The 15,530-nt window shown below is 71.5% G+C and carries 17 protein-coding genes; 10 read left to right on the top strand and 7 right to left on the bottom strand.

Features of this window, described 5'->3' with window-relative positions:
* Window positions 1-64 precede the first annotated feature (64 nt).
* Window positions 65-622: a copper resistance protein CopC gene (locus LOY02_RS01900; protein WP_317180625.1), complete on the bottom strand. Its 558-nt coding sequence runs from the start codon at window positions 620-622 to the stop codon at window positions 65-67.
* 4 nt (window positions 623-626) lie between these two features.
* A complete protein-coding gene (locus LOY02_RS01895; RefSeq protein ID WP_317180624.1) occupies window positions 627-1,604 on the bottom strand; it encodes an SAM-dependent methyltransferase in 978 nt (325 codons plus the stop codon).
* A gap of 32 nt (window positions 1,605-1,636) precedes the next feature.
* Between LOY02_RS01895 and LOY02_RS01890 the strand changes: the two genes are divergently transcribed.
* From LOY02_RS01890 to nadC, 5 genes are all read left to right on the top strand, one after another.
* On the top strand, window positions 1,637-2,536 hold the full coding sequence (locus LOY02_RS01890) for a Rossmann-like and DUF2520 domain-containing protein (RefSeq protein ID WP_317180623.1): 900 nt from the start codon (window positions 1,637-1,639) through the stop codon (window positions 2,534-2,536).
* Complete coding sequence (gene panC, locus LOY02_RS01885; protein WP_317180622.1) at window positions 2,533-3,495, top strand: pantoate--beta-alanine ligase; 963 nt, start codon at window positions 2,533-2,535, stop codon at window positions 3,493-3,495. The genes LOY02_RS01890 and panC overlap by 4 nt, the downstream gene beginning before the upstream one ends.
* 11 nt (window positions 3,496-3,506) lie before the next feature.
* Window positions 3,507-3,929, top strand: coding sequence for an aspartate 1-decarboxylase (gene panD, locus LOY02_RS01880; protein WP_317180621.1), 423 nt, complete (start codon window positions 3,507-3,509; stop codon window positions 3,927-3,929).
* Window positions 3,930-4,132: 203 nt separating this feature from the next.
* Entirely contained in the window at window positions 4,133-5,902 is a 1,770-nt protein-coding gene (locus tag LOY02_RS01875) for an L-aspartate oxidase (RefSeq protein ID WP_317180620.1), read from the top strand.
* Entirely contained in the window at window positions 5,899-6,792 is an 894-nt protein-coding gene (gene nadC, locus LOY02_RS01870) for a carboxylating nicotinate-nucleotide diphosphorylase (RefSeq protein ID WP_317180619.1), read from the top strand. The genes LOY02_RS01875 and nadC overlap by 4 nt, the downstream gene beginning before the upstream one ends.
* A 63-nt stretch (window positions 6,793-6,855) precedes the next feature.
* Here nadC and LOY02_RS01865 read toward each other — a convergent pair whose 3' ends face one another.
* The 3 genes from LOY02_RS01865 to LOY02_RS01855 all read right to left on the bottom strand — a co-directional run bounded on the left by LOY02_RS01865 (window position 6,856) and on the right by LOY02_RS01855 (window position 8,775).
* Complete coding sequence (locus LOY02_RS01865) at window positions 6,856-7,545, bottom strand: class I SAM-dependent methyltransferase (RefSeq protein ID WP_317180618.1); 690 nt, start codon at window positions 7,543-7,545, stop codon at window positions 6,856-6,858.
* Window positions 7,542-8,354 (bottom strand): hypothetical protein, encoded by an 813-nt coding sequence (locus LOY02_RS01860; protein ID WP_317180617.1) that lies wholly within the window; start codon window positions 8,352-8,354, stop codon window positions 7,542-7,544. Before LOY02_RS01860 ends, LOY02_RS01865 begins: the two co-directional genes overlap by 4 nt.
* A 73-nt stretch (window positions 8,355-8,427) precedes the next feature.
* On the bottom strand, window positions 8,428-8,775 hold the full coding sequence (locus LOY02_RS01855; RefSeq protein WP_317180616.1) for an SPW repeat protein: 348 nt from the start codon (window positions 8,773-8,775) through the stop codon (window positions 8,428-8,430).
* Window positions 8,776-8,925: 150 nt separating this feature from the next.
* On the opposite strand from LOY02_RS01855, the gene LOY02_RS01850 reads away from it, so the two are divergent.
* The 4 genes from LOY02_RS01850 (at window position 8,926) to LOY02_RS01835 (ending at window position 12,403) form a co-directional block, all read left to right on the top strand.
* Entirely contained in the window at window positions 8,926-9,678 is a 753-nt protein-coding gene (locus LOY02_RS01850) for an ABC transporter ATP-binding protein (RefSeq protein ID WP_317180615.1), read from the top strand.
* The gene (locus tag LOY02_RS01845; RefSeq protein ID WP_317180614.1) at window positions 9,675-10,409 is read left to right on the top strand and encodes an ABC transporter permease; all 735 of its coding nucleotides are present in this window, start codon (window positions 9,675-9,677) and stop codon (window positions 10,407-10,409) included. The genes LOY02_RS01850 and LOY02_RS01845 overlap by 4 nt, the downstream gene beginning before the upstream one ends.
* 169 nt (window positions 10,410-10,578) lie before the next feature.
* Window positions 10,579-11,511: a Ppx/GppA phosphatase family protein gene (locus LOY02_RS01840; RefSeq protein WP_317180665.1), complete on the top strand. Its 933-nt coding sequence runs from the start codon at window positions 10,579-10,581 to the stop codon at window positions 11,509-11,511.
* An 85-nt stretch (window positions 11,512-11,596) separates the two neighbouring features.
* On the top strand, window positions 11,597-12,403 hold the full coding sequence (locus LOY02_RS01835; RefSeq protein ID WP_317180613.1) for a sugar phosphate isomerase/epimerase family protein: 807 nt from the start codon (window positions 11,597-11,599) through the stop codon (window positions 12,401-12,403).
* Between the two features lie 16 nt (window positions 12,404-12,419).
* Here the strand turns inward: LOY02_RS01835 and LOY02_RS01830 are convergent, their stop codons facing one another.
* The gene (locus tag LOY02_RS01830) at window positions 12,420-13,142 is read right to left on the bottom strand and encodes an SDR family oxidoreductase (protein WP_317180612.1); all 723 of its coding nucleotides are present in this window, start codon (window positions 13,140-13,142) and stop codon (window positions 12,420-12,422) included.
* A gap of 219 nt (window positions 13,143-13,361) precedes the next feature.
* Here LOY02_RS01830 and LOY02_RS01825 point away from each other — a divergent pair, with 219 nt between their 5' ends.
* A complete protein-coding gene (locus LOY02_RS01825) occupies window positions 13,362-13,664 on the top strand; it encodes a hypothetical protein (RefSeq protein ID WP_317180611.1) in 303 nt (100 codons plus the stop codon).
* Window positions 13,665-14,058: 394 nt separating this feature from the next.
* On the opposite strand, the gene LOY02_RS01820 is transcribed toward LOY02_RS01825, so the two are convergent.
* Entirely contained in the window at window positions 14,059-15,285 is a 1,227-nt protein-coding gene (locus LOY02_RS01820) for an acetyl-CoA hydrolase/transferase family protein (RefSeq protein ID WP_317180610.1), read from the bottom strand.
* Window positions 15,286-15,530 lie beyond the last annotated feature (245 nt).

Raw genomic sequence — 15,530 nt, 5'->3', positions numbered from 1 at the left:
GGTCGAGTATGCCGTGTCGTCGCCGAGCGGATCGTGCGGCGGGGCCTCGGCTTTGCCCGGCCCGTCAGGTCACCCTGCGGCGGGTGCGGAGGACGATCACGACGACGAGGCCGACGGCGATGAGGGTGGCCGCCGCCGTGAGGGCGATCGGCACGAACTGCGAGTCCTTCGCCTCCTCGGCCTCGGGGTCCAGCGCCGCAGGCGCGGCAACGGTGGGGCCGGCCGTCGCGGTCGACCCGTCCAGCCCGGTCCGGGCGAAGAAGCCGAAGGAACCGGTGATCGGGTGACCGTCGTCGGACGTGACGCGGTAGGCGACGGTGTAGTCACCCGCGGGCGCGTTGGCGGCGATGGCCTGCCGGACCTCGCGGCCCTGGACCGTCGCGAGCCCCTCGGCTGCGTTGCCCGCCGGTCCGGTGATGATGATCTGGAGGCCGATCTCGAGCGGCTCCTGGCTGAAGACGAGCACGACGTCGGCGGGAAGCCGGTCGACGGTGGTCCCATCGCCCGGCGTCGTCTTCTCGAGCACGTCGTGGGCCAGCGCCGTGGGTGCGGACCCGACGAGGCCGGACGTCAGCCCGACAGTGAGGCCGAGGGCGAGCAGGAGCAGGACGAGCCGACGCATGCGCTCAGGGTACGTCGGCGGCTCCGACGTGCTTCACGGCCCACCAGAAGTCCCCGAGGCCCCCCGGACGGATGAGCTCTGCCTCGGCCGAGGCCCGCTCGAGCGCTCGCAGATAGGCCAGCGGGTCGCTCTGGGCCAGGGCATGGTCCGGCCGCTCCCCGCGCAGCCCGAGATCGCGCAGCAGGTCCCGCTGCGAGGCGAGGCCGTCGGCCCACAGCGAGTCCATCGCGACGTGGGCGGTGACATCGCAGCTGCCGTCGGGCACGGGAGGCACCAGGGTGCCGGACCGGTAGCCCACCAGGGTGCCGCTGCGCGGACGGTCCGCGGCGAGGTGCCCGTAGTCCACGGCGACGAGCACGCCGGACTCGACTCGGCCGACGAGCTCGGCCCAGGCCGCATCGCGGGCCCGGCCCACCTCGACCCGCTCGCCCGGCCGCGCGTCGGGCCAGTGCGCCGTCACCCAGTCGAGGTCCTCCCCGGACAGGCCACCCCCGAGGTGCTCGTCCCCGGTGGCCGGGTCGACGAGCACCTCGCGCAGCTGCCCGCGGTCGTCGACCCCGGCCACCGTGCAGGGGACCACGTCGAGCCACTCGTGGGCGACGACGAGAGCACCTGAGAGTCCCTCCAGCGCGTCCGGGAGCAGTGCCCCGCCCGCGGCGCGGACCCACTCGATGCGGGGGTCGAGGCCCTCCGGCCGGTCGACGACGTCGACGGCCACGACCCCGGCCCGGGCCCCGAGCAGATCCGCGACGTGCGTGGCCAGCTCGCCACGCCCGGCGCCCACGTCGACCACCACCGCGGGAGGACCCCCGCGGTGCCTTCGCGACCACAGGCGGAGCAGGGCCTCGGCGAGGACGGCACCGGTCACCCCGTGGGTCGCGGTCGTGAAGTGGGCGGCCGGCCCGCCGCGCGTGACGTAGAAACCACGCCCAGCGGCATACAGCGCCGTGTGCCACGCCTCGCGCCAGGGAACGGGATCCACGGGAACGGACTGTAGGCGATACCGTGCCGTGGATGACTACTCCGCACGACCGCCCCGCACGGTTCGACGTCGGCGTCGTCGGGGCCGGGCGGGTCGGCGCCGTGCTGGGGGCCGCACTCGTCCGTGCCGGGCATCACGTCACCGGCGTCACCGCGGTCAGCGAGGCGAGCCGCGAGCGCGCCGCCGCCCTGCTGCCCGGCGTGCCGGTCAAACCGATCCCGGACGTCGTCGCCGGTGCACACCTCGTCGTGCTCGCCATCCCCGACGACGCGCTGGCCGAGGTCGTCGCCGGACTCGCGACCACCGGCACCTTCACCCCGGGCCAGCTCGTCATGCACACCTCGGGGGCCCATGGGATCGCCGTGTTCGAGTCCGCCGCCGAGCGGGACGTCGTGCCCCTCGCCCTCCACCCGGCCATGACCTTCACCGGCACCGCCATCGACCTCGAGCGCCTCCACGACTGCTGCTTCGGCGTGACGACCGTGGACCTGGCCCGCCCGCTCGCCGAGGCCCTCGTCATCGAGATGGGCGGCGAGCCGGTGTGGATCCCGGAGGACGAGCGGCTCACCTACCACGCCGCCCTCGCCCACGGCGCCAACCATCTCGTCACGCTCGTCAGCCAGTCCATGGAGCTGCTGCGCCACGCCGGAGTGGAGGAGCCCTCGCGCATCCTCGAGCCGCTCCTGTCGGCGGCCCTCGCCAACACCCTCCAGCAGGGTGATGCTGCCCTCACTGGTCCGGTGGCGAGGGGAGATGCCGGTACCGTTGCCGGTCACGTGGGGCTGCTCCGCGAGGTCGCCCCGGACATCCGGCCGACCTACCTGGCGCTGGCTCGGGCCACGGCCCAGCGGGCCCTGCTCAGCGGCCGGCTCCGGCCATCCGCCGCGGACCCGCTGCTCCAGCTGCTCGCCGACGAAGAGGACGACTCGTGACCTCGGACACCACGGAGACCACAGGCCCCACGGGCACGACGGGCGACCAGCAGGCCCCGTCGGCCGCGACAGGACCGGTTCGTCCGGTCGTCGCCCGCACCCGCGACGAGCTGCGCACGGCACGGGCCGAGCTCGACGACGGCGATGTCGCGGTCGTCATGACCATGGGGGCGCTGCACGAGGGCCACGCCACCCTCATCCGACGGGCCAGGGAGACGCACGCCCATGTCGTCGTGACGATCTTCCTCAACCCGCTCCAGTTCGGGCCGAGGGAGGACCTGTCGCGCTACCCGCGCACCTTCGACGCGGACCTCGAGATCTGCACCGCGGCGGGGGTCGACCTCGTCTTCGCGCCGACGCCGGACGTGATCTACCCCGACGGTGACCCCGGCGTGCGGGTCTCGGCCGGCCCGCTCGGCGACGTCCTCGAGGGGCAGTCCCGGCCCGGCCACTTCGACGGCATGCTCACCGTCGTCGCGAAGCTCATGCACCTCACGCGGTGCACGTCGGCGTACTTCGGCCAGAAGGACGCCCAGCAGCTGCTCCTCATCCGGCGCATGGTCCGGGACCTCGACTTCCCGGTCCGGGTCGTCTCCGTCCCGACGGTGCGCGAGGCGGACGGGCTCGCGATGTCGAGCCGCAACACCTATCTCACCCCGTCCGACCGCGAGGTCGCCCTCTCGCTCTCCCGGGCGCTGCAGGCCGGTGCCGACGCCGCGGTCGAGGGCGCCTCGGCGATCCGCCGGGCCGCCCGGGCGGTGCTCGTGCGCGAGCCGCTCGCCCTCGTCGACTATCTCGTCCTCGTCCATCCGGAGACCCTCGAGGACGTCCCCGAGTGGTACCACGGCGAGGCCCTGCTGGCCGTGGCCGCGCGCGTGGGGACGACACGCCTCATCGACAACGTCCCGGTGCTCGTCGGCCCGGGCGGCGGCGCCCGCGAGACCTTCGCCGACCACTAGGAGACCGCCCCGTGCAGCGCTTCATGCTCCACTCGAAGATCCACCGTGCGACAGTGACCCAGGCCGACCTCCACTACGTCGGCTCGCTCACCGTCGACCGGGACCTCATGGACGCGGCCGACCTCTGGCCCGGCCAGCAGGTCGACGTCGTCGACGTCGACAACGGCAACCGGCTCACGACCTACGCCATCGAGGGCGAACGCGGCTCCGGGGTGGTCTGCATCAACGGCGCAGCCGCCCGACTCATCTCGCCCGGCGACACCGTCATCATCATCGCCTACGCGTGCATGGACGACGAGGAGGCGCGGTCCCACGAGCCGCAGGTTGTCTTCGTCGACCGGGACAACCGGATCGTCGAGGTCGGCCACGACGCGGGCGACGTGCCCGACGGCTTCGGCCTGCGGACCTCCGCCGTCACGGCCGGCGCCCGCTGAGGACCACGACCACCATCCCTGACTCATGCCACCGCAACACGCCCGGCACTTCGCAACAGACACCGGAAATATCCGGGGTGAGTTGCGAAGTGCCGGGCGTGTTGCCGCAGGGAGCGGCGGGAGGGCTGGGAGTGAGCCGACGGCGCGCGAGCCGGCTCAGCGGCATACCGTATGGACGTGACGCACCACGAGAGAGGGCGGCGATGAGCGCGAGCGGCATCCGCATCCCACGACGCCTCCGCGCCCCCGCCCCCGGCTGGACGGCCACCGCTGACGTCATCGTCGTCGGGTCAGGGATCGCCGGCCTGACCACCGCGCTGCGTCTGCGCCGCCGCGTCGCCCGGGTGCTCCTCGTGACGAAGACCGTTCTCGACGAGGGTTCGACGGCCTGGGCTCAGGGCGGGATCGCGGCGGTCATGTCGCCCGACGACAGTCCCGAGGAGCACATCCACGACACGCTCGTCGCCGGCGTCGGACTCTGCGACGTCGAGGCCGTGCACACCCTGGTCAACGAAGGGCCCGATGCGGTCTGGGACCTCATCGCGATCGGCGCGGACTTCGACCGTGGCGAGACCGGCAAGATCTCCCTGACCCGCGAGGGAGGCCACCACCGCGACCGGATCCTCCACGCGGGGGGCGATGCCACGGGACGCGAGATCAGCCGCGCCCTCATCGCTGCGCTCAACCGGGTCCGCGACGACCCGGGCATCGAGGTCATCGAGCATGCCCTCGTCGTCGACCTCCTGTCCGACGCGGACGGGCGCGTCTGCGGGGTGACGTTGCACGTCATCGGCGAGGGGCAGGTCGACGGCGTCGGCGCCGCGCACGCGAGAGCCGTCGTCCTCGCGACCGGTGGGCTCGGCCAGATCTATGCCTCGACGACGAACCCCAGCGTCGCGACCGGCGACGGGATGGCGGCGGCGCTCCGGGCCGGAGCCGAGCTCGCCGACCTGGAGTTCGTGCAGTTCCACCCCACGGTGCTCTACCTCGGGGAGGGCTCGACCGGACAGCAGCCGCTCATCTCCGAGGCGGTCCGCGGTGAGGGCGCCTTCCTCGTCGATGGCGACGGCGTTCGCTTCATGGAGGGCCAGCACCCCCTCGCCGACCTCGCGCCCCGCGACGTCGTCTCACGCGCCATCATCACGCGGATGCGTGAGACCGGGACCGACCACGTCTACCTCGACTGCCGGCATCTCGGCGCCGCGTTCCTCGAGCAGCGGTTCCCGTCCATCGTCGACCGCTGCCGTGAGCTGGGTTTCGACCCGGCGACCGAGCTGCTCCCGGTGGCCCCCGCCCAGCACTACGCCAGCGGCGGAGTGCGCACGGACCTCCGTGGCCGGACCTCGGTGGAGGGCCTGTATGCCTGCGGAGAGACCTCGTGCACCGGCGTGCACGGCGCCAACCGGCTGGCCTCCAACTCGCTCCTCGAGGGGCTCGTCTTCGCCCGCCGGACCGCGGACGACCTCATCGCACGGCTCGGGGCGGGCGAGCTGCCGCCGACCACACCGATCCCCGACCCGGACCCGCCCGTGCGGGAGCTCGTCCGGGGCAAGAGGCGCCTGGCCGTCCAGCGGGCGATGACGGCGGGTGCCGGCTCAGTGCGCTCGGCAGGATCCCTGGCGCAGACCGAGGCGGCGCTCGCGGCAGTCGCGGCGCGGGCGGCGGAGAAGGACACCCGCCGTGTCTGCGGACCCAAGAGCTGGGAGACGACGAATCTGCTCCACCTCGGTCGGGCCCTGACCCACGCCGCGCTGCTCCGGGAGGAGACCCGGGGCGGCCACGTGCGGGAGGACTTCCCGGAGCGAGACGACGCGCGGTTCCTGCACCACATCGTGGTCTCTCGGGGACCCGACGGCCACCTCGCGGCCCATCGCGTCGACGTGCCCCGATCCAACCTGGACGGCCTCGACCTCGATCATGCCACCCCGAGACATGCTGTGGCCCAAGCACATTCGACAGGAGACCTGGAATGACTGCTGGTACGGCCGACGGGCTCTCCGGCTTCCCCGACGCGTGGGCCCGCGAGCTCGTCGCCACTGCCCTGCGTGAGGACCTCGGCCCCGACGGGCTCGACGTGACGACCCTCGCGACGATCCCGGCCGACCAGGAGCGCGCCGGGGCGATCGTCGCGCGGGCACCGGGCGTCATCGCAGGAGGACCGGTCATCAGCCTGGTCCTCGAGGCCGTCGCCGCGACGATCGGCGCTCCCGTCCCCGCGGTGGAGGTCGTCCGCCCGGACGGCAGCCGGGTCGAGCGGGGTGACGTCGTCGCCCGGGTGAGCGGCAGGACGCAGGTCGTCCTCACCGCGGAGCGGACCATCCTCAACATCCTCTGCCGCCTCTCCGGCGTCGCGACGCACACGCGCCGCTGGGCCGATGCGCTCGAGGGCACGTCGACGATGGTCCTCGACACGCGCAAGACGACACCCGGGATGCGCTGGCTGGAGAAGTACGCCGTCCGCGCCGGGGGCGGGACCAACAAGCGCCTCGGCCTCTACGACGTCGCGATGATCAAGGACAACCACAAGCTGGCCGCGGGGTCGGTCGGCGCCGCGCACGCCCTCGTGCGCGAGCGCTTCCCCGACGTGGACGTCCAGGTCGAGGTGACGACGCCGGCCGAGGCGCGGGAGGCCTACGACGCCGGGGCACGCTTCATCATGTGCGACAACATGCCGGTCGACGTGCTCCGCGAGACGGTCGCACTGCTGCGGGCTCTCCCCGAGCCGGTCGAGATCGAGGCGACGGGCGGGCTCACGCTCGAGGTCGTGCGGGAGTACGCGGCGACGGGGGTCGACTTCGTCTCGGTGGGCGGGCTGACGCACAGCTCCCCGATCGTCGACCTCGCGCTCGATCTCGTCGACTGATCGTCACCACACCACCAGGCCGTATGCCGCTGGGCTCATTCCCCGTGCCCCGCCCCGCGGGCTTCAGTAGCCGCGCCACCAGAGGTTGACGGCGTAGTCCACCCCGATGGCGTCCGGGTGCTCCGCGAGGATGAGGTCGGCGTGCTCCGGCGCGAACTCGATGCGGACCACTGCCTCGAAGTCCTCGCGTGAGTCGAAGTCCCATCGGATGTCGAGCCGCTCGCGTGACCAACCCTGCCGCCGCCAGAACCGCTCGACCGCCCGCGGGTCGTAGGAGGGCAGGGCCCGGCGGAACCAGGCACCGAACGTCGACCGCGTGGCGTCGTTGTCGATGACGAACGCCGCGCCTCCGGGTCGCATGATCCGGTCCAGCTCGGCCAGCCCGGGCTCGCATCCGGGCCCGAAGAAGTAGGCCCAGCGGGCATGGGCCACGTCGAACGACGCATCCGCAACCCCGATCGAGGCGGCGCCCTCCTCACGGACCGAGCACAGCGGCATACGGGAAACTCGTTGTGCTGCAAGGGAAGCGAGCGGTGGGTGAGGTTCTACGCCGACGACGGAGCGAGCCGTCCGGGCGAACATCGGCAGGTGGTAGCCGGACCCGCACCCGATGTCGACGACGTCCCGCCCCGCCCAGTCGAGAATCCTGCGCATCGCCGCCTCGATGACGCCGGGCCGGTCCACGCCGCGGTTCTCGATCTCGTAGACGTCGGGGGTGTCCCAGATGTTGGGGGAGGGGATGGCCCCGGTCATCCGGTGGGTCCCCCGGGAGGCGACGCAGCCATCGTCGCCGGATGCACGATGAGGGGCAGCAGCTTGCGGGCGCCACGGGCGCGCACCGCCCGGACCTGGGCGAGGTGTGCCTCCGCGCGGATCGCGAGCTCCTCGTAGGCGGCCGGGCCCATCAGCTCGATGAGCTCGGGGGCGTTGGAGCGGTAGACCGGCTCGCGGCCGACGTGCGCCTCGGAGTTGCCGGAGCAGTACCAGTCGAGGTCGTGCCCGCCCGGACCCCAGCCGCGCCGGTCGTACTCGGTGATCGTCACCTCGAGATAGCTCGACTCGTCGGGCAGCTCCACGGTCCGGTAGGTGCGCCGGATCGGGAGCTGCCAGCAGACGTCGGGCTTCGCGGTGTGCGGCTGGGCCCCGGTGAGGACGGCGTGCTGGTGCAGGGCGCAACCGGCGCCGGCGGGGAAGCCCGGCCGGTTGAGGAAGATGCACGCCCCGTCGACGACGCGCGTCTTGCGGGCCCCGTCCTCCTTCTCCGACCAGTCCTTCCGGCGGCCAGTGGCCGAGCCGACGTCCCGGTACTGCCACTCGTCCTCGCCGAGCTCAGCGACGACGGCGGCGACGCGCTCGAGGTCGTCGTCATCGGTGAAGTGCGCCCCGAGGGTGCAGCACCCGTCGTCGGGCCGGCCCTCGTAGATGCCCTGGCAGCCGCTGCCGAAGATGCAGGTCCAGCTGCTCGTCAGCCAGGTGAGGTCGCAGCGGAAGCGCTGTCCAGCGTCCGCGGGGTCGGTGAACTCGACCCACACGCGGGGGAGGTCAAGCGGAGCTTCGGCCACCGCCACACCCTACGTCGCCATGCGGGCACCCGCCCGGCGGTTGGCCGGGTGGGTGCTCCGGACTCCCTCGCCCTCAGTGCGACGTTGCCATCGTGTCCCGGTGGTGCATCCGCGTGAGCTGGATGTCGGCGGCCCCGACGATGAACGTCACGGCGCCGATGATCCAGGCGGTCCAGGCCATCGGGCTGGTGCCGGTGAAGCCCATGACCCAGGGCGAGACGAAGAACGCCACACCGAGCAGAGCCATGAGGCCCTCGAGCGGGATGACATCCGGGCGGACCAGCTCGGCGATCGCGGCCAGGGCCGTGATGATGCCGAGGGCGACCATGGTCATGGTCGCCCGGTCGGTTGTCGTCGTCCAGATCGGCGACAGGAAGGCGTAGACGCCGGCGATGAGAGGCAGCAGATCCTGTAGTTGCATCCCTCGCTTCATGATGGGATCGACCCTCTTTCACATACGGGTCCGTCGATCCGAGGCGGACCGGACACTTCGATTGTCGATCCGAGCGACCTGCCGGTCAACGTGCCCGGACTCCCGGCCGATGCTCCCGCGTGCCAGTAGATTCAGGGCATGAACGGCACCGACGGGAGCCCGGCGGTCGTCATCCGCGACCTCACCGTGGTGCGCGGCAAGCGACAGGTCCTGTCGGAGCTGTCCCTCGAGATCCCCTCACGTCAGGTGGTCGGGCTGCTCGGCCCGTCCGGCTCAGGCAAGTCGACGCTGATGCGGTCGATCGTCGGGGTCCAGGTCGTCGAGTCCGGAACGGTCACGGTTCTCGACCACCCGGCCGGGTCGCCGGCGTTGCGGCACCGGGTCGGCTACGTGTCGCAGTCGCCCAGCGTCTATCCGGATCTCACGATCCGGGAGAACGTCGCCTACTTCGGCCGGGCCGTCGGCCTCACCGGGCGCGGGCTGCGCGAGACCGTCGCCCGCACCCTGGCGGAGGTCGACCTCACCGACCACGCCGCCGTCCTCGTCCGCAACCTCTCGGGCGGGCAGGAGTCGAGGGTCTCGCTGGCCTGCGCCCTCGTCGGGCGCCCCGGGCTGCTCGTCCTCGACGAGCCGACGGTCGGTCTCGACCCGGTGCTGCGCCGCGACCTGTGGAACCACTTCCGCGACCTCGCCGAGCAGGGGTGCTCGCTCATCGTGTCGAGCCACGTCATGGACGAGGCGGCCCGCTGCGACCGTCTCGTGCTCCTGCGGGAGGGCCGGGTCCTCGCCGACCTGACACCGGCAGAGCTGCTCGAGCGCACGGGCGAGTCCGACGCCGACGCCGCCTTCCTCGCCCTCGTGGAGGCCACGGGCGGAGGGGAGATCTGGTGAACCTCGGCCTGACCCTCGCGACGACGGGACGCGTCCTGCGGCAGCTCCGCACCGACCACCGCACGATCGGCCTCATCATGGTCGTGCCCATGGTCTCGATCGGGCTCATCGCCTGGATCTACGAGAACACCCCCATCTTCGACGCCATCGGCCCGGCGCTCCTCGGGGTCTTCCCGATGATCGTCATGTTCGTCGTGACGTCGGTGGCGACCCTGCGTGAGCGCCAGTCGGGCACGCTCGAGCGTCTCCTCACGACACCCATGGGCAAGGGCGACTTCATGCTCGGCTACGCCGGAGCCTTCGGCGCGTTGGCGGTCGTCCAAGCCCTCCTCGCCACCTCCTTCGCCATCTGGGTGTGCGACCTCGACGTCGTCGGGCCGCTCTGGATGCTCGTGCTCGTCGCCGTCCTCGTCGCCGTCCTCGGGACCGCCCTCGGACTGCTCGCGAGCGCCTTCGCGCGGACCGAGTTCCAGGCCGTGCAGTTCATGCCGGCCTTCATCACGCCCCAGTTCCTCCTGTGCGGGCTCCTCGTCGACCGCGACCAGCTCCCGGACTTCCTCGGACTCGTCTCCGACGTGCTGCCGCTGTCCTACGCCGTCGACGCGATGAAGGAGGTCACCGCACACACCGACGTGACGAGCGCCGGGGTCTCGTCGATGGCCATCGTCGTGGGCTTCATCGTCCTCGCCCTTGCCCTGGCCGCGCTCACCCTCAGCCGACGCACACCCTGACGACCCTGTCATTCGTGGCCACTCGACCGGGACTGAGCCGGGTGTTTGTGGCCACTCGACGTGGCGTTCGGTTCGGGGCCACTCGACCGGGTGTTTGTGGCCACTCGACCCGGGGGTGTCGGGGGTGCTCGTTCAGGGGATGTTCACCGGAGACCGCTACTGTCGCACCATGCGCCTGGGCGTCATCGACATCGGGTCCAACACGGTCCACCTCCTCGTCGTCGACGCGTATCCGGGTGCCCACCCGCTCCCGGCCTTCTCGCACAAGATCGACCTGCGCCTGTCGGAGAACCTCACCCCGGAGGGCCTGATCAGCGACGACACGGCAGACCGGCTCGTCGAGTTCGTGCGGGAGTGCCTCGAGATCGCCGAGGACCACGGCGTCCAGGACCTCTTCGCCTTCGCGACCTCGGCGATGCGTGAGGCCCCCAACGGTGACGCGGTCATCGCGCGGGTGAGGGAGCGGACGGGCGTTGCCCTCGAGGTGCTGAGCGGCGCGGACGAGTCCCGGGTGACGTTCCTCGCCGTGCGCCGCTGGTTCGGCTGGTCGAGCGGCCGCCTGCTCGTCATCGACATCGGAGGCGGCTCGCTGGAGCTCGCGGCGGGCATCGACGAGGACCCCGATGCCGCGATCAGTCTCCCGCTCGGGGCGGGGCGCCTCACCCGGGAGCGCCTCGTCGGCGACCCGCCCACGGCCGAGGAGACTCGTGCCGTCCGCTCGTACATCCGCACGACCCTGGCCCGTCAGGTGCGGCCGCTGCTCACGGCCGGCGCCCCCGACCGCGCAGTGGGCACGTCGAAGACGATGCGTGCGCTCGCGCGGATCGCCGGGGCGGCTCCGCGCGACGAAGGCCAGTTCGTCCCCCGTGAGCTGCGCCGCGCCGACCTCGGGACGATCGTCGACAAGCTCAAGGGCCTCGACGCCGCGTCCCGGTCGGCGCTTCCCGGCGTCTCCGAGGCACGGGCGCAGCAGATGCTTGCGGGTGCGCTCGTGGCCGAGGCCGCGATGGACCTGCTGGGCATCGACCGGCTCGACATCTGCCCGTGGGCCCTGCGGGAGGGGCTGATCCTCCGTCGTCTCGACCACCTCGGTCCGGAGTAGGTCGCCGGAGGTCGCCCGGAGCAGGTCGCCGGCGTGTGACGCGTCACGTGGACTCGATCGGTGCTCGCGTCGGCAGTGTCGCAGAATGAACCCCATGACGATCCGCATCGGGCTGTCCACGGCCGCGATGTATCCCGACAACGCGGCCACCGCCTTCGCGACGGCCGCGCGACTCGGCTACGAAGCGATCGAGGTCATGGTGTGGACGGACCCGGTGACCCAGGAGCCTGGCGCCCTGCGCGCCCTGAGTGACCACCACGGACTGCCGATCGTCTCCGTGCACGCCCCGACCCTGCTGCTCACCCAGCGGGTGTGGGGAACCGATCCGTGGGACAAGGTCGACCGGTCCATCGAGCTCGCGCTCGAGGTGGGAGCGACGATCGTCGTGCTGCACCCGCCCTTCCGGTGGCAGCGCGACTACGCCGCCGGCTTCGTCGACGGCATCGCCCTGCGCGAGCACGACACAGGGATCCGGCTCGCGGTGGAGAACATGTTCCCGTGGCGCACCGCGCGCCGCGAGATGCTCGCCTACCTCCCCCACTGGGATCCGGTCGACCAGCCCTACGACAACGTGACGCTCGACCTGTCGCACACGGCCACGGCCGGCTCGGACGCGATGCACATGGCGCGTGAGCTGGGGGAGCGCCTCGCCCACGTGCACCTTGCCGACGGGCTCGGGTCGTACAAGGACGAGCACCTCGTTCCGGGGCGGGGCACCCAGCCGTGCGGTGAGCTGCTCGAGTACCTCGTGGAGATCGGCTGGTCGGGCGACGTCATCGTCGAGGTGGGGACCCGCAAGATGACGCCGGACCAACGGGAGGCGGCCCTCGTCGAGGCCCTGGCGTTCGCGCAGTTCGCGATCGTCCCGACACGGGGCGCCAGTCGCATCTGAGGTGACGCCGTCGAGGTCAGGCCCGGAAGCCGCGTGGTCGCACCACGACCTGGTCGATGCTCGCTTCGAGGGTGGCCGCGACCGCGAACCGCACGGCGCTGACGACGGACCCGACGTGCAGGTAGTCCTCGGCCTGGTACGGCCCGCCCTCGAAGTCGATCATCTCGTGCTGCATGTCGGTGTCGACACGCCCGGGGTGGATGGAGGTGACCCGCACGCCGGACCCACGCTCTTCCTCGCGCAGCGCGTCGGCGAAGGCACGGAGCGCGAACTTCGAGGCGGTGTACGGCCCCATGGTGGGGGATGCCGCGAGCCCTGCCCCCGAGTTGATGGCCACGACGAGACCCTGGGCGGCACGGAGGGCGGGGAGCAGGGCGCGCGTGATCCCTGCCACCGCAACGACGTTGACCCGCATCGACGCCTCCCAGTGGGACATCGGCACATCGGCGACCGTGCCGCGGTGCAGGACTCCCGCGGAGTGAACGAGCACGTCGACCCGGGGCAGGCGCGGCACGAGCTCAGTGAGGGCGGCCTCGAGCGAACCGCCGGGCCCACAGTCGAGCAGGTCGGCGACGAAGCCCTCGGCGGACGGAAGCGCATCGACAGCCCGCTCGACCGCAGCGTCAGTCCGGCCACCGACGACGACATGGTGGGTGGCGGCCAGGTCCTCGGCCACTGCGCGGCCGATGCCCCGCGTGGCCCCGGTGACGACTGCGACGGGTCGGTCGGTCGCGCTCATGGCGTCAGCCTAGGCCGTGTTGCTCAAGGAAGCTGGTGAGCCGGATTCCCCCAGACTTCGGCGTCGAGCAGCGTCATTGCCAGTGCGGGCCACGCCTCCCGCCTAGGACGGTGCAGCCGCATGGGTGTCCATTTCGCTGCATAAACTGTTGGCTCGTATGCCCGTCCGTGATGTCTATGCGCAGACTGATGGTTTCCTGTTCGACCGAAGGACTGAGCCGTGCCCGACCGACCTGAGATCGTCTGCATCTGCGGCTCTACCCGGTTCGTGGACGAGATGCGTGCGGCGAACCGTGATCTGACCTTCGCAGGTGTCATCGTCGTCGCGCCAGGCGAAGCGGACGAGTTGATCACCAACGAGCAGAAGACCGCGCTGGACTCCCTCCACCTGCGCAAGATCGACCTGGCTGACCGGGTTCTGGTCGTCAACCCCGGCGGGTACATCGGCGAGTCCACGAGCAGGGAGATCGCATATGCCCACGCCACCGGCAAGCCGGTCTCGTTCACCGATCCTGACCAGTAGACGCTTCGTGGTGCGGGCGGGCACCGAGTCACGGTCAGCCTCGCCGGGTGTTGCCTGAGGGTCTTCGCAGTCGTCGGGCTTGCGTCGCGCGACGTGATCTCTGATGAGGCGTGGGCCGTGCTCGGACCTCTGTTTCCCGCTGTGAAGGCGACGGGCCGTCCGCCATTGGAGCGACGCACGGTGGTCGAGGCGACGACGATCCCGGAACATAGCGAGGGCTCGCGATGCGATCAGACGAGATCACTCGCAGCCACCATTCCAGTCAGTGCCTCGCCGACACAACTCCACTGGGTCCAGACCTTGAGCAGAACGGCCCTGCGCCGACCACGACGGGAGGTGTCGTATGCCGCTGAGCCGGCTGGGCGGCATACGGCCCTCAGGGGGTGGCTGGGACTCAGGCGAGCCCTAGCGCTGCTGCCTCCTCCCACAGTTCCTCGCGCACCCGTGGGTGAGCGCACTCGTCGATGAGGTCCCGGCACTGCTCACGCTCGTCGTGCCCCCAGAGGCTGGCGACGCCGTTCTCGGTGACGATCGCGCTCTGCTGGAAGCTCGTCACGGGCTCGTCCACGAGCGGCACGATCGTCGACACGTCGGCCTTGGGGTGCCAGGAGCGCAGTGCGATGAAGGACTGGCCGCCGGGGGAGTGGAGCGCGCCGACGATGAAGTCGGTCTGGCCGCCGAAGCCCGAATGGATCCGCGCGTTGATGCGGGACGCGTTGGCCTGGCCGAAGAGATCGACCTCGAGGGCGGTGTTGACGGAGGTCATGCGGCGCTGCTGGGCGATGAGTCCCGGGTCGTTGGTCTTCTCCGTGCGCAACATCCGCACCCACGCGTTGCCGTCGACCCAGTCGTAGAGGTCCTGGCTGCCGAAGACGAACGACGCGACGAGCGGATGATCGCGGTCGAGGGCCCCAGCCGCGTCGAGCGCGAGGATGCCGTCGGAGAACATCTCGGTCCACACCCGGATGCCCTTGCGGCCGGTGATCGCGTTGAGCGTCGCGTCAGGCACGGCGCCGATACCGAGCTGCATCGTCGAGCCGTCGAGGACCATCGAGGCCACCCGCTCGCCGATCGTCGCACTGTCCTCGTCAGGCGTCCCTGCGGAGTGGGTCACGAGCGGCTCGTCGACCTCGATCGCCACGTCGACGTGGTCGAGGGGCACCTGGGCGTCGCCGAACGTGTACGGCATCCGGTCGTTGATGACGGCGATGACGAGGCCGCCGCGCGCCCGGCAGGCGTCGATCGCCGCCGGCAGGACGTTGACCTCCACCCCGAGGCTCAGCTGCCCGTCCCGGGGCGGCGCGCAGTGGATGAGGACCGCGTCCGGCAGGAGCGTGCGCGAGTAGAGGAGTGGCACGAGCGACAGTCGCGAGGGGACGTAGCGCAGAGCGGGATGGCGGCGCATACCGGCCCCGACGAAGCAGGTCTCGACGGTGACGCCCTCTCGCTCGGGCAGGCCGGGCGGGGCGTTGAGGGCGTGGAGGATGTAGGAGGGGAGGGCTTCGTCGAGGACCCTCACGCCGACCCACGGGATGGCCATGTTCCCGCTGGCGACGATGCGCGGGTTGGGTGGCAGTGACTGGACCCTGGAGCTCAGCTCCTCAACCGAAACGGTCTGCATGGCCCCATCCTTGCCGACCGGCGCCTGTCCCCGCCGGGTCCCTCGCCCCGGCGTGACGAACGTGTCGTGTCAGCTGGCCTTGCGCTTGCTGGCCGCCTTCTTCGTCGTCGCCTTCTTCGCCGCGGTCTTCTTGGCTGCGGTCTTCTTGGCCGGGGCCTGGTCCGTGGACTTCCTCGCCGTGGACTTCTTCGTTGTGGACTTCCTCGCAGGCTTCTCCTCGGCCTCGTCGCCCTCGGCCTCGTCGC

Origin of the sequence: Intrasporangium sp. (assembly GCF_032907665.1) — a bacterium.
Taxonomy (GTDB): Bacteria; Actinomycetota; Actinomycetes; order Actinomycetales; family Dermatophilaceae; genus Intrasporangium.
The sequence above is the reverse complement of the archived record's forward strand: the minus strand, read 5'-3'. Positions and strand labels throughout refer to the sequence as shown.